Consider the following 12774-nt stretch of genomic DNA (forward strand, 5'->3'; position numbering starts at 1 on the left):
ACATACCCGGATGGGCGATGATGTTCCGGTGAGTCTGGACTTGAGCAATTACGAACTCCTCTGGCCCACATCGCTGTTCGTGTCCGAGGGGGAGCGCATCCTCCGCTCCAAGGGCTCCTGGCAGGACCGGGCAACATGGCTCATGACGGAGGCCCTGGCAGGTACGACCGCGGTTGCAGACTTTGAAGACCTGCCCAACCACACCGCCCCAATAGATGATCCCTGGGCGGACCCTGCCACCAGCTGGGGCGCCAAGCGGGCCGTGATGGACCAGCACGACTGGTTCACTGAGCTCATCATGCGGGCACCCGAGCTCAGGCACGCGACCGCGCCACGGCCGTACTGGCCGCAGCGCCGCGGCAACGGACCAGCCCACGACGGCAGCACCGCGCGGGACACCCGACGTGACTTTGCGCGGCTCATCGGCGAGTTCGCCGACAGCGGCTACCTGGTTGAGGCGTTCGGCGAGGAATGCGTCGACGACCACAGCGAGCTGCCCGACGCTTCCGCAGTGATCGACAGGCGCCTGGGCATCCCCAATCTGTGGCCTCTGGCGCCGGAGACGTGGGACGAGGACACCTTCTACGGGCTGATGGAGGTGTTCCACGACCTGGTAAGCCGTCCCCGCATGCGGGCCTTCCACTCCTACGGCGGCTGCGGATGGCACCACTCGGAGTTCCACAACGGCCCAGCACGCGTCCTGTACCGGTGGAAGGTCAACCAACTGCTGCGCGAAGCCGGCATCGAGTACGAGCTCGCCGCCGAAGGCGAGGACCTCGGTCGCCTGGTCACCGTTACCGACGACGCCCGCAGCACACTGGTGCACCGCGCCCTCAACGACAGCGCCCCGGACATCACCACGCGTATCCGCCATGCCATCGCACTCTTCCGGGGACGGGACACATCAGCAGAGAGCAAGCGATCGGCGATCGTCACCCTCGCGGGCATTCTCGAAGAACGCCGCCCCCTGATCAAAGAGCAGGTCGGCAAGGCCGACGAAGGGGCACTGTTCGAGATCGCCAACCGATACAACCTGCGCCACCGCAGGGCCGACCAGCACGGCGACTACGACGAAGCGTTCATGGACTGGATCTTCTGGTGGTACCTCGCCACGGTGGAGCTGACCAACCAGCTGATCTCGGCGAGAAGCATCACCTAACGGCGGATCTACGGCAGCCAGCACCCTCCGCCGACCTGGCCCGGGCGGATCACCGCGCGCACCCTCCTTGCCGACTCGAGCCGAAACGGCACCCGTGGTGTGGCACTCTGGAAGCAGCTCTCGACCGGGAACGCTCGGCTGGCGGCTCACGACCGCCGGAGAGTACGCAACGGCACTTCCCCCCAGCCAATTCAAGGGAGGGTGGACCCGGCCGACGATTCAAGATCGTCGGATCGGGCGTTGGCCGTTGCGGTAGGCCGCCCCGTCAGTGCGGAGATTGCTCTGCAACTGATGGGGGTCGTCGTGACGGCAATTGCGCCGTTCCTTGCTCGGGTACCGCTGCTGGTGTGGGCCCTGCTTGCGGTCGTCGCGCTGTACCTGCTGCTGATCGTCCTGCTGTCGCTCACTGCGGTGTATGCCCGGAAGCCTGTCCGGCGACGGGCGGCGGCGGAGATGGTCCGGGTCCTCTGGTTCACCCGCGGCCGGGAAGAGTGACCGGGCCGAAAGGAGCCCATCTGGCGGTGATCGAGCTGGTGTGCTTGGCGTGGTTGCTCATGCCGATGGCGTAGTGTCCGCCGCTGCACGCGCGGCCGGCACCGCGGCCTCCAGCTGCGCGGGGGCAAGCGCCTGGTCGACGAAGTCCCGTACGAGTGCCAGGGTCTCGGGCACCGTGACGTCCTTCGTCCACTTCTGGCTGTGCCACCAGCAATCCAGTTCAAATCGGTGCGCGCCGTGGGCGAGTTCCACGTGCCGGACCCACCTCTGGCGCCGGCACGAGCGGCCGCGGTGGCGGTGGTACTCGGTTGCCTCCAGATGCCTCTCGGCGATGCCGACGTGGTACCGGCCGGGCAGGGTTCGCTGTTCCAGGCAGCCTCGGCACTCCAGCAGGTGCAGCACGGCCCCGTCCTGCCGCTCCAGGAAGCTGCGCGGGGAGCTCTTGCCCTCGAAGGTGTTGCAGCTGCCGCAGAGTGGGCCGCGTACAAAGCCATGATCGTGGCAGTGATCCCAAGCCGTCGCCCGGGTCTCAGCGCACAGGCGGCACAGGTAGTCGTCGGCGCGGATGCCCCGCACGCGGGGGGAGTCGTACAACACGCCGCGCAGGTGACCGGTGTACTGCTGGAAGGCAGCTCCCGAGCACGGCGGGCACAGAGTGACGTAGCCGAGCGGGCTCGGCGTACGCCAGCCGCCCCAACGCGGGCCCCCAGCAGCACAGCCCTTACAGATCCGGGCCCGGGCGACCAGGTCCTCCTCCACCTGCTCCCATCGGTCCAGGAGTTCGGCGTAGGCCCTCGGCACGAACAGGCTGCCGCCAGCGAAAGTCATCAGCTCCAGCGGCCGGGTGTTGGCGATGTTCTCCCGCAACCGTTCCCCGCTGCGCGCCGCGACGAATTCGTCCCAGGTCAGTGCCCCGGGCAGCCCGCTGGCTCCGATGCGCTTCCAGCTGTCGTCCCACTCTTCGTAAGGCCGGCCCTCGTTGTGCTTCTCGCGGGCCTGCCAGAACAGCCAGGCCGCGATCTGTCCCCGCCAGTCGGCCCGGCCCCGGCCCTCGGGGTCCTGTCCGTTGTGGTCGCGATAGGCAGGCAACTGCACCTCCACGACATCGTCGGCGTCCAGACTGAAGTCCGCGAACTCCTGCGCAGCGCGGCGGATGTCGCGTTCGTCGTACGTCCACTTCGACTTGTTCTTGTAGCAGCGCAGCGCGACATCGCCGATGACGACATGGTTGTGACGCCGCAGGTGCCTCATGTTCAGGAGGTCGTCCAAGTCCAGCGGGACGGCGGAGCCAGCAGAGAATTCAGTGAAGTAGGTGTGGGCGAGCTTGGGGCTGATCTGGGCCATGGGCGGATGGTGACAGCGAGGTCTGACAACACCCCTCCCGAACCCGTACACAAGTGCCGTTGGTCGCATAGGTGTCCGAGTTGCTACTCGCCGTCGGCGTGGCCTTGGCCGAAGCCCCGGAGTACAGGATCGAGTTCGGCGGCCGCGCCGCAAAGGGAGCACAGCTGGACGCCCGGGTGTTCCGCAGCGTCCAGCGCCTGGTCCAGGGCCAGCAGCGGCGCTCTGGTGGGGGCTTCCTCGCAATCGATGGCGTGGATGATGCCCCGGCCGGCGCCGCGGCCGCCCTCCAGCTTCTGTAGGACCCATCCGGAGGGCCGACGGGGCCCCAGGATCTCGCGCACCGTCGACGGCGCGTCCAGGCGCTCGGTGGGAACACCGTCGTACGAGACGCCGTCGACCGGCCTGACATGGTCGGGGGCCTTCACCCACACCACGTACCAGGCAGGCTCCACACGACCCTCAGGGGTGTTCTGCCAGGCCGGAACGGCCACGCGGTACAACCAGCCGTCCGGGGTCTGCCGACGCTCGTGCAGCCGCCCTGTGACGGCTTCAGCATTGGGGAGGACCACCGTGATGGGCGGTGGTTCCGGCGGGGTGTCCGCCACGGCTACGCCGCCTCCTGACCCTCGCCGTCCCCGCGCTCGAGGGTGTGCTTGAGCTGGGAGCGGGCATCGGGCCGTCCGGGACCGGCGACTTCGCTCCAGAACGGGTGCGTGACGATTGCGCTGGCGAGTTCACGCTCACGCTCCCGCAACGCCGCAACCTCCTTCTGCTCTTGCTCCGACCAGCCCGGCGAGTCCGGATACGACGGGGACGTGCCCAGCCAATAGCCGTCGGGGCGCTCCCAGGCATCCATGGGTTCCACGGAGTACGGCAGCGTCTTGACCAGGGCGTTAAGGCTGGCGCGTACCTCTTTGAGGGCCTGCTGCGCCTTGAGGAGAGCGTCGGGGTAGTCGTACGTCGTCACGGCCCAACAGTAGTTCGAGCCGCCGACAGCGCTGCGAGATCGGATGCTCGCTCACCGTCTGCGGCCACCTGATCATGCGGCAGGTGGCGCATCCTCACAGGACGCGCCACCTGGCGGGCGCCGCGCTGGAACGCGGTGAACCCGGACCCTGTTTCATGGTGCAGCCATGGCGCCAGGGAGCCTCGGCGGCAGGTGCCGGAGGCAGCGTTGAAAGGACCATGGCATCCCCGGCTCCGGTTGGGCAATGGCGCCTGGACGAAAATGCACAAAAAAGAGCAGCTTCCGTCTTCCCACCTGCTCTTTTCACAAGTCCGGATTCGTACTCGGCCACTCGTTCGCCATTTCGTGGGGGTGAAGTCTTAGACGATCGCGCATCAAAGACTTCACCCGATGGGCCGCTCATTGTGGTTGTCCTGATCTCGGTGAGATGATCGGCCTCGCCGACGGGCCGACCTGGAAGTCGCCGCCGGCCATACACGGTGCAGCCAACTCCCCATGCCTACACAGGGCGTGGCATCAAGACAGGCAGGCAGACATGCGTTCAATCCCCTTACGCCAGGCTCCCGGCCCGCAACCCGCGCACGGCCTCACAGCCGCGGAGGTGCGCCTCGTGATCGTGGTCGTCGTAGTGGCCGCAGGTCTCGCGGCCCTGGGCATGCCGGTAGCGGGCGCCCTGGCATTCGTCGGCGGAGCCTTGGGTATCGCCGCCCACTCCGTCCAAGCCCTGCGCGCGCCACAGGCTCCGCCATCCGACGTCGTCTGAGCCTTAATGGGACGGCGTGAGAACGCCGTTGCCGCCGAAACCCGACAGGCCGAGGCGCTCGCGCTATGGCTCCGTGCCCAACGCGAGCGCCGAGGTCTCACCTACGCGGCAATGGCCATACTGACCGGTCACCAGTTCACTGCGTCGGCACTTTCCCGTGGCGCCTCCGGCTGCACGGTCCCCACCCGCCGCCTGGTGGTCGCCTTCGCGGCCGCGTGCGACGCAGATCCCGATGAGGCGGTGCGCCTTTGGAAGGCCGCGCGCAGAGCAAAGGAGGAACGCAGACGCCGAGCAGGCATCTCCCCGGAGTTCCGGGACCTGGCGACCTCGTTGCGTTCGGCGATGACCCATCCCGACGTCGTTGACAGCTTCGGCAAGCTCCACGACGTCATGGTTGCGATGCGGGCTCGCCAAGGACAGCCGTCCCTGAGTGACTTGCAAACGATGGCCGGGCGCACCCCGGACGGACGCTACAGGCTGCCCAAGAGCACTCTCAGCGTCATTCTCAGAGGCGAGGCCGTCCCCTCGCGGGAGCACCTCACAGCGTTCATGGAATCTCTGGACGTTCCCCCGAACGGCGTGCGCCGCTGGCAGCAGGTCTGGGATCGCATCTCCGCAGCCGAGAGGCTGCCTACAGCAGCCAGGAAGCTGACGTTTCTCGTGGATGCCCCGCAGAACGAAAGCCCAGCCCGGGCCGACGCCGCGTTCCAAGTGGCCAATCACGAAAACGAGACTGACCTCAACTTCCTGCGCGGACAGATCCCTTTGAAGATTATGTTCCCCACCGGCCCGCGCGGACAGCAAGGTCCGCGAAAGGCCCGCCCACCGGCAGGTACAACCCGCTCCGGGCTGCCCATCAGGACGCCATACCGCTACCCAGTCCTGGTCCGAGCCGACAACAGTCCTACGGTTGAGATCATTACGCTGCAACCCAGGGAAGTGCCTCTAGAGCCAGCCACAAATGCCAGCATCCCTCTTTCCGCCGCGCCGCAAGCTCAAGTCGCGGTGAGCACTATGTCACCGGCCTGGCCGCCTCGTTCAACCGTGTTGCGCATCTGCGGCCGAGCGATCGAGCGCTGGCTCCCAAAGAGTTCACGATCAGACCACACCCGCTGGCCAAACTACTGAAACCTGTCCACAGGCAATCCGTGGTCTCTGGGGGCATGAGCGATCACGAGCAGCAGGCGGCCCCACGTCGCGGCAAGGTCCTGGAAGCCCTCGCGCGGGCGGAGCGGAAGGTCTTCACCCGGCCCACACCGAAATCCGCGAATGCAAAGGTGAAATTCCTCCTCACGCGGGCGAAGGGGTCGGCCAAGGCCCTGGCGGAGCGTCTGGGCGTCTCGCGTCGCACGGTGGAGCGCTACCGTGCCGGGAAGCTGACGACTCCGCAGAAGCGCCTCCATGCCGCCCTGGTGGAGGCGACCGAATCCGAGTGGCAACCACAGGTCAGGGCACAGGCACGGGAGCAGGCATCCACCTCCAGCGGGATGATGGTGGAGGTGACGGCGTACGTCGGATTCACGTGCTCGGGCAGCTCGGATGACGGCCGCATCCGCACCATCACCACCCCGATCTCTCCCACCTACGTGAAGCAGATCCTGGAGCTCCAGGAGGCCGGAGCGACGGAGGAAGATCTACATCCGATCGATGCGGAGGCCATCACCGAGTCGTATTTCACGGAATGGGGCACCCGGGCCGGCGGTCTCCGTGCGGATTTCACGCACGTCCAGTCCATAGATTTCCAGTTCTGACACGGCTAAATTCACGGCCTGCTATAAACCATATTCGGCGGGCCGTCGCAGAAGCACTCCGGCGGCGGCCCGCTCCGAATCCGCACCACAAATACGAGGCCGATGATGACCACGCCCTGGCCACCCCGGCGCACTGCGCGCCGTCCACTCGCCCCGCGCTTTGCCGCGCCCCGCGAGCCGGTCGACCCCGCCCGGATCGGCCGCCGCGTCGTGCGACGGCAGGCGAAAGGGATGGACGCCGACGCCATCGCGGTGGCCCTCGAGGACGCCCGGTTCAGCGCCCGGCGGGACGCGCGCCACGAGGACCGGGCTGACGACGTCCGCGGCCCGGCGGAGCTCGCGGAGTGGGAGCGCATCGCGCAGCTGCTCGCCGCCGCGGCGCCGGGCACCATCTACGACCCCGGCGCCGACGACGTCGTCCAGGCCGAGCTCGCCGCCGACGCCGCGGCCGCCGACTCCCGGGAAGCCGAGCACCGCGAGGCCGCCCGGGTCGCGGCCCGCGCCGATGAGCTCCAGGCGCTGCGTGAGCTCGGCACGCTGGAGCAGACCGAGCCCCACGACGGGGACGAAGCCGTGCGCGACGAACTCACCCGGCGCGCGGGCGGGTACGTCCAGGCCGACGTCGACGCCTGGCTCGCGCACGCCCTTGCCGCGCACCTCGGGCACTACCGCGACCCGGCCGCCCGCAAGGCCGCCACCGGCCTCCTTCCGCCACCGGTCCTCGCGCACGCCGCGCTGCTCGCCGAACTCGCCCGCCTGGTCCCGGACACCGGCGTCGGCCAGCTGGCGTTCGCGGCCCGGATCGCCACCGCCGACCCCGAGGCCGCCGCCGACCTCGCAACGTTCCTCAACCGCGCCCCCGAGACGCCCGGCGCCCCGGGGAGCCCGGCATGAGCGAGCACCAGGAGCACGAGGACATCGACGCGGTCTGGGTACGACGGGACAGCCCCGGCGCGAGAAGCCGGGTGCGGGTGCTGGAGCAGCGCGGATTCGGCCACTTCTGATCATTGCCCAGCTCATTGCGGACGCAGGCCGGTACGGTCGATCGGTTTGCGGCTGGTGCGGGCCGTTGCCGGGCAGTGTTCCGGCGACGCATCGTCACAGGGGGTACGAGTGGGCGAGATCGATCACGAGATAGCCGGTGAGGTCGCCGGCCTCCAGGCGGACATCAGCTCGGTGCTCCAGGAGTTACCGGGCCTGCCTGAAGACCATCCGCGCTATGAGGCGCTCTTCGCGCAGCTGGTCAACGCCGGGTCGGCGCTGCTGGAGTACGAGGCCGAGGCCCCGGCGAAGCGGGAAGAGCCGCAGCGGCAGGTCAGCAAATCCGCCCTCACCTGGTCGGCGCGGATCCACATGCTCGGGGCCGTGCTGCTCGGTCTGGCGCCGCTGACCGGCTGGATCGGCTGGGGCTGGGTCGCTCTCGCCGTCTTCCAGCTGCTGTTCGGCTTCCTGGCCAGCGGGATGGACGCCCCGGTACAGGGACACCGGGAGCTGCGCATCGCGGCCGGCGTCCTGGGCGCGGTCACCGTGCTGGTGCCCCTGCTCGTCTTCGGCGTGCTGTCTACATGGTTCTGGGTCGCTGCGGCCGCCGGCTGGATCGGCAGCTTCGTCCTGGCGACCGACGCCGACGCCGCGCACGCGCGGGAAAGGAGGGGAGCGGCGTGAGCTTGGAAGGGTCGTACTCGAACCTGGACCGCAAGGTCCACAACCTCGAAACCAGCCTCCGGCACGCACTGTCCGAGGTACGCGACCATGACTCCAAGCTGTCGGAGGTGGAAGACGCCGTCGGTCAGCTCGAGGACATCCCCCGCCGGGTCGACAGCCTTGAGTACGACCTTCGGGAGGCGAAGGAAGAAACCGAACGGGTCGACAGCGACCTCGGTGACCGCATCTCGGAGGTCGACGGGAGCGTGGACCGGCTCGCGACCCGGGTGGCGGCGCTGGAACGGTACCTGCGCCAAGCCGAGGGCGCCGTCGTCGTCGACCTCGACGAGGACCGCGCCGGCGAACTGCACGCCCTGGCCGTCACCGTGAACAAGGGCCTCGATGCGCGCGTCGGCCTCCTGCCCGATTACGAGCGCTCCCGGCTGAAGCTGTCCGGCGCCCACCTCAAGCAGGCCCTGGAGGAGCGGCGCCAGCACCGTGCCGCGGTCCTTCGCGCCGTCGCGGTCCTGGCCACCACACAGGCCGGAGCCCCGGAACGGAAAACAGCCGAGCCCGCCTTCAAGGAGTCCGCGCCCAAGGCCCAAGCGGTTCACAGCCGGATCGGTCCGCTGACGACCAGCGCAGAGCAGGACCGGGAGAAGCTGGAGGCGGACAACACCCTGCGCGCGAAGAAGGCCAAGGTGATCGACGCGGGCCAGCGGGCGAACACGAGGCTGCGGCTTCGGCTGCGCAGCCGGCTCTCCGACGCGGTCAGCGGCGCGGACCTGCTACCGGTCTGGTTCGTCACCGCGCTTGGCCCCATGGCCCCCTCCCGGAACGCCAACGATTGGATGGACGCCGCGACCGATGTCCTCGCGTACCGGGTCACCTACCGGATCACCGATCCCGTGGTCGCCCTTGGCACCCCGCCCGACGGCCAGCGCGCGCCGCGCCGTACGGCGTGGCACCAGGAGCTGACGCGGGAGCTACGGCGCTGGGGATAGTTGTTCGCCGCCCCGAGGCCGTGCTCGGGCCACGTCACGCTGACGGAGCGTGAGCGTGACACTCGTGATCTTGCCTCGCGTGCCCTCATGCGCGATACGGAACGTAGTTGCCCGCACGCCTGGCAGCCGTGCCGCCCCAGTCAGGCGGCGGTCCGTCCCGGAGCCGCTGGCACCTGCCAGGCGTGCGGGTCGACGGCCGTGTCCATGGTCGCGGACAGATCCGCGACGACGCTGAGGTCCACGCTGGCGAGTTCGTCCCGGCCCAGACCGGTGGCCGCGACCAGGTCCGCCGTGTCCACGGTCACGGTGATCTGTCCGTGCATCCACGCCGGGATGACGACCTGCGCCGTGGCCTCTCCTGCGCGGACAACGTGGGCGCGGGTTCGCTCATAACCGGACATCGTGCGCCCCCTTGCTCGTTTTGCCTGATCACCTTCTTTCCGGGCGGGCGTGGGCGTCAATGGCTTTGCCTCATCGGGACATAGCGGCTGTCTCGCCGGTGAACAGTCCGGACGTTCTGGCAGGGCGGAATCCGCCGATTCCCTCCCTGTGCTGTACGCCCTGCTGTACGTTCAGAGCATGTCGAAGAAGCCAGTGACGATCCGGGTCCCCGAGGAACTCCACGCCCAGCTGCAGGAGCGTGCCGAGGCCGAGGGCACCACGGTCACCGCGCTCATCACCGAGGCCGCGCGCAACGCGGTCCGCGACCCCCGCCTCGAGGACGCCGCGGAGGTCTTCCGCCAGTTCGTCGCCGACAACGCGGACGCGTTCGACGCGGCCTTCCCCGACGACGCCCCCGCCCGCCTGGACGCTGCCGAGATTCCGGGGCGGGCGGCCTGACGTGGACTTCCACATCGACATCCGCTGGCTCCTGGAGCGCCAGGCGGAGGTCCTGCCCAAGCACCCGTCGGTCCACGACTTCTCCAACCTCGTGGCCGCCGTCGCCCGCCACCGCGTCAACACCCCGCAGGTCGGCGTCACCGTCGACAACGCCTGGCGCGCGGCCGCGCTCATGCACGCCATCATCCGGCTAGCCCCGCTTCCGGCCCGCAACGCCCTGTACGGCGCCGCGATCGTTGTGTCGTACATGAACGCCGCAGGCGAGGCCATCGACCCGCCCTATGGCGCGCTGATCGACCTTGCCCGGGACATCGGCGCTGGCCGCGCCGACGGGTACGACGCTGCAGACCGCATCCGCTCCTGGCGGATCTGACCACCCGGCCCGGCACCCCCGACGCTGTCAGACGTTGAGCACGGTGACCCGTCCAGGAGCATGCCGTGCCCGACACCCGCCCTCTCGAGATCCCCGCCGACCTTGCTCGCTGCCACCCCAACGAGATGACCGAGTGGCTCGCTGGCATTGAGGACGACGAGACGGTCACGGACGCCGATGTCGACCGCGCCCGCCAGGCCGTGCACCACGCCCTCGTCATCGACTGACGACTGTGGCTGTGCCCGACTACCGCGCCCCTGCTCCTGGTCCCGCTGCTTGGCTGCTGCACCGTGGGTCGGACGTGCAGCGCAGCATTCGCACGACCCAGACGGCACACGGGTGCTGCTCGTGCAGCAGGCGGCCGGGTCAGCCGACGGCGTGCAGCGAGCCGCGCCTCTTGGCGGCCGCGGCCTTTTTGGCTGCGGCGGCGGCCGCTCGCTTCTTGCGCTGCTCGGCGAGCTGGTCCTGGTAGGCGGCGACGGCCTTGTGGTAGTTCGCCACGTAGGTCTTGCTGTCGAGGCGGTCCGCCTTGGGCATGGCCTTGACGGCGGCCAGGGCGTCCTCGGGGGAGGTGTGGCCGGCCAGCATGGGGTTGATCTGGTAGACGCCGTTGCGGACCTTCTTGACGAGCCGGGCCAGCTCCAGCTCCCGCAGTGCGGCGTTCACGCTGGGGCGGCTGAGCCCGAGCAGCTCACCGAGGGCGGCCTGGTCGATGCTGATGCGGCCGCCGGCCTCGCTGCGTCCCCGGAGCTTGAGCAGCGCGCGGTAGGCGGCGGGCGGCAGGTCCAGGTCGGCGAGAAGGCTGTCGGCGTTGGTCGCCGCCCACTTCAAGGTGCTCACTGGGCTGTTCCCTCCTCCTGGCGCTGGGCACGGGCCAACCGGCGTGCAGCGCGTTCTTCGGCTCGCTTCTTGCGCAGTTTCTCGATCGCCTCGCGCATGTGCTCCAGCGACGGGAACCGCACGAGCTGCGGCAGGCTCTCATCCTTGCGGATGTTCGCGATCGTCTTGTCCTGGTCGACCTGGACGTACTCGGCTTCGACCAGTTCGGTGCCCGGGATGAACTCAGCTACACGGTACGAGTAGGGCGGGTTGAACTGGTAGACGCCCCGGCGCACCTTGAAGACGATGCCGTGCGACATCACTTCCCCGAGGGCCTCGTTGATCTTCGCGCGCTGCACGTCCAGGACCGTCGACATCTCTTCCTGGGTCAGCCGGATCTGCCCGCCGGCCTTCTGGCAGGCGATCATCAGCAGGATCAGACGCAGCGGCAGGGCCTCGCGGAAGTACTGCGCGATCAGGAAGAAGAACTCCAGCGAGTCCATGGAGAAGGCCTTGGGCCGCTCCGGAGTGTCGTAGAACTCCATCGGCTTGCGCTTGCTGCTCAGCGACAGGTGCCGGTCCGGGTAGCGGTTGGCGACGGCATCCAGGTCCTCAACCGGCCGGGTGGGCTTGGACCACGCCTGGATCTCATCGTCGAGGGGCAGCTCCGGGCGGCGCGGCGCGCGCTTCGGTGCGGGACGGCGGCGCTGTGGCTCGGATGACACGAGGCTGCTCTCCACTTCGCTGATCTTGGACGGCAGAAGTATGTCAGCCACGCCGACAGATATGTCGGTCTGGCTGACGTTCCGGCGTGTTGTGTCCCCCCAGGGGGGACAGATCTCCCCCCTGCGTGCTCCGGCGGTCCGCTCAACGGGACATCGTCGCGAATGTCGGTCTGGCTGACGTTTTCACGCCCGACCTGTCGGTCTGGCTGACATTTGGGCGTCGATGTGACTCCTCAGGAGGTACATATCGAGGGCGTTGTGTATCTCCTGAGGTGACAGATCGCCAGATGTGCACGCCGCTGACCAGCGGGTTCTTGATCTGCCTAAGTATTAGGTGGCTGAGGTCCACCCGCAGGCGCCGGCAGGACCCCTGGTGGTTGAGGCGGCTTCGCATGCGAGCCCGTGAGCCCGCGCAGACCAAAGGCGGCATCAGCGGCTCTGAGTCTCGGGTGGTGTCGGCCATGACGGGACAACCAGCAACAAGGGCGTGGCTGGCGCCGTCTGGGGTTCCGCCGCCCGGCCCTGGGGGCCGTTCGGCTCCGATACCTCCGCACCTCGGAATTCTTCCTTTCCCATATCTGAGGTAACGTCCTTCGGCTGAGGCCCGAAGCTCCCCAATTCATTATCCTCTCGTAAGTTAATGCACCTCAATTCTCACGCTGACGCTTTACCAAAAGGTGCGTTCCGCGGGTGTGGTGGGGGGGGTGTCTCGTGTTTCCGCCAACGGTACATGCTGAATCAACCTGATGCATGCGATACACTGAAACCCACACGAACGAGCGACCCCCACCCCTCACAGTCAGCCCGGCCCGCGCCAGCGGGCCTCAACGGTCCTGGAGGCGCAGCCGGAAGGACCGTCAGGCGGGGGAGCGCAGCGGACCCGCCCCAGG

The 12774-nt window shown here is 68.4% G+C and carries 17 protein-coding genes; 10 read left to right on the forward strand and 7 right to left on the reverse strand.

The features are described from left to right. Window positions 1-28 precede the first annotated feature (28 nt). Together BN159_RS42495 and BN159_RS42500 are read left to right on the forward strand one after the other, a co-directional pair. Window positions 29-1159 (forward strand): hypothetical protein, encoded by a 1131-nt coding sequence (locus BN159_RS42495; RefSeq protein ID WP_331712343.1) that lies wholly within the window; start codon window positions 29-31, stop codon window positions 1157-1159. A gap of 303 nt (window positions 1160-1462) precedes the next feature. After that, on the forward strand, window positions 1463-1654 hold the full coding sequence (locus BN159_RS42500; RefSeq protein ID WP_015449516.1) for a hypothetical protein: 192 nt from the start codon (window positions 1463-1465) through the stop codon (window positions 1652-1654). A 57-nt stretch (window positions 1655-1711) separates the two neighbouring features. Here BN159_RS42500 and BN159_RS43155 read toward each other — a convergent pair whose 3' ends face one another. The 4 genes from BN159_RS43155 to BN159_RS45990 form a co-directional block, all read right to left on the reverse strand. Then, window positions 1712-2998 carry an endonuclease domain-containing protein gene (locus tag BN159_RS43155; protein WP_015449517.1) on the reverse strand — a complete coding sequence of 429 codons (1287 nt, stop codon included), beginning with the start codon at window positions 2996-2998 and terminating at the stop codon, window positions 1712-1714. A gap of 83 nt (window positions 2999-3081) precedes the next feature. Beyond that, entirely contained in the window at window positions 3082-3603 is a 522-nt protein-coding gene (locus BN159_RS42510) for a DUF6233 domain-containing protein (RefSeq protein ID WP_015449518.1), read from the reverse strand. A 2-nt stretch (window positions 3604-3605) separates the two neighbouring features. Further along, the gene (locus BN159_RS42515; RefSeq protein WP_041822815.1) at window positions 3606-3965 is read right to left on the reverse strand and encodes a hypothetical protein; all 360 of its coding nucleotides are present in this window, start codon (window positions 3963-3965) and stop codon (window positions 3606-3608) included. A gap of 550 nt (window positions 3966-4515) precedes the next feature. Then, entirely contained in the window at window positions 4516-4677 is a 162-nt protein-coding gene (locus BN159_RS45990; protein ID WP_157901174.1) for a hypothetical protein, read from the reverse strand. Window positions 4678-4734: 57 nt separating this feature from the next. Here BN159_RS45990 and BN159_RS44670 point away from each other — a divergent pair, with 57 nt between their 5' ends. The 5 genes from BN159_RS44670 (at window position 4735) to BN159_RS47345 (ending at window position 9127) form a co-directional block, all read left to right on the forward strand. Next, window positions 4735-5856, forward strand: coding sequence for a helix-turn-helix domain-containing protein (locus tag BN159_RS44670; protein WP_015449522.1), 1122 nt, complete (start codon window positions 4735-4737; stop codon window positions 5854-5856). Window positions 5857-5891: 35 nt separating this feature from the next. Next, window positions 5892-6479, forward strand: coding sequence for a telomere-protecting terminal protein Tpg (gene tpg / locus BN159_RS42520; RefSeq protein ID WP_015449523.1), 588 nt, complete (start codon window positions 5892-5894; stop codon window positions 6477-6479). A gap of 105 nt (window positions 6480-6584) precedes the next feature. Continuing rightward, window positions 6585-7373, forward strand: coding sequence for a hypothetical protein (locus BN159_RS43160; protein WP_051113719.1), 789 nt, complete (start codon window positions 6585-6587; stop codon window positions 7371-7373). 219 nt (window positions 7374-7592) lie between these two features. Continuing rightward, window positions 7593-8144: a hypothetical protein gene (locus BN159_RS42535; protein ID WP_106435985.1), complete on the forward strand. Its 552-nt coding sequence runs from the start codon at window positions 7593-7595 to the stop codon at window positions 8142-8144. Next, on the forward strand, window positions 8141-9127 hold the full coding sequence (locus tag BN159_RS47345; RefSeq protein WP_231905822.1) for a CopG family transcriptional regulator: 987 nt from the start codon (window positions 8141-8143) through the stop codon (window positions 9125-9127). The genes BN159_RS42535 and BN159_RS47345 overlap by 4 nt, the downstream gene beginning before the upstream one ends. Window positions 9128-9267: 140 nt before the next feature. Here the strand turns inward: BN159_RS47345 and BN159_RS42545 are convergent, their stop codons facing one another. After that, complete coding sequence (locus BN159_RS42545) at window positions 9268-9528, reverse strand: hypothetical protein (RefSeq protein WP_015449528.1); 261 nt, start codon at window positions 9526-9528, stop codon at window positions 9268-9270. A 178-nt stretch (window positions 9529-9706) separates the two neighbouring features. On the opposite strand from BN159_RS42545, the gene BN159_RS42550 reads away from it, so the two are divergent. From BN159_RS42550 to BN159_RS45995, 3 genes are all read left to right on the forward strand, one after another. Further along, the gene (locus BN159_RS42550) at window positions 9707-9967 is read left to right on the forward strand and encodes a YlcI/YnfO family protein (RefSeq protein ID WP_015449529.1); all 261 of its coding nucleotides are present in this window, start codon (window positions 9707-9709) and stop codon (window positions 9965-9967) included. A gap of 1 nt (window position 9968) precedes the next feature. Next, window positions 9969-10340 carry a hypothetical protein gene (locus BN159_RS42555; RefSeq protein WP_015449530.1) on the forward strand — a complete coding sequence of 124 codons (372 nt, stop codon included), beginning with the start codon at window positions 9969-9971 and terminating at the stop codon, window positions 10338-10340. A gap of 65 nt (window positions 10341-10405) precedes the next feature. Further along, on the forward strand, window positions 10406-10567 hold the full coding sequence (locus BN159_RS45995) for a hypothetical protein (protein WP_015449531.1): 162 nt from the start codon (window positions 10406-10408) through the stop codon (window positions 10565-10567). A gap of 139 nt (window positions 10568-10706) precedes the next feature. Here BN159_RS45995 and BN159_RS42560 read toward each other — a convergent pair whose 3' ends face one another. After that, window positions 10707-11180, reverse strand: coding sequence for a MarR family transcriptional regulator (locus BN159_RS42560; RefSeq protein ID WP_015449532.1), 474 nt, complete (start codon window positions 11178-11180; stop codon window positions 10707-10709). After that, window positions 11177-11935: a hypothetical protein gene (locus BN159_RS46360; RefSeq protein ID WP_015449533.1), complete on the reverse strand. Its 759-nt coding sequence runs from the start codon at window positions 11933-11935 to the stop codon at window positions 11177-11179. Before BN159_RS46360 ends, BN159_RS42560 begins: the two co-directional genes overlap by 4 nt. Window positions 11936-12774: the final 839 nt, after the last annotated feature.

Source organism: Streptomyces davaonensis JCM 4913 (genome assembly GCF_000349325.1).
GTDB classification, from domain to species: domain Bacteria; phylum Actinomycetota; class Actinomycetes; order Streptomycetales; family Streptomycetaceae; genus Streptomyces; species Streptomyces davaonensis.

Bases quoted from the DNA above. Each gene is read 5' to 3' on its own strand.
- BN159_RS43155 (WP_015449517.1), bottom strand. From the start codon at position 2,998: ATGGCCCAGATCAGCCCCAAGCTCGCCCACACCTACTTCACTGAATTC.
- BN159_RS44670 (WP_015449522.1), top strand. From the start codon at position 4,735: ATGGGACGGCGTGAGAACGCCGTTGCCGCCGAAACCCGACAGGCCGAG.
- tpg (WP_015449523.1), top strand. From the start codon at position 5,892: ATGAGCGATCACGAGCAGCAGGCGGCCCCACGTCGCGGCAAGGTCCTG.
- BN159_RS43160 (WP_051113719.1), top strand. From the start codon at position 6,585: ATGACCACGCCCTGGCCACCCCGGCGCACTGCGCGCCGTCCACTCGCC.
- BN159_RS42545 (WP_015449528.1), bottom strand. From the start codon at position 9,528: ATGTCCGGTTATGAGCGAACCCGCGCCCACGTTGTCCGCGCAGGAGAG.
- BN159_RS42550 (WP_015449529.1), top strand. From the start codon at position 9,707: ATGTCGAAGAAGCCAGTGACGATCCGGGTCCCCGAGGAACTCCACGCC.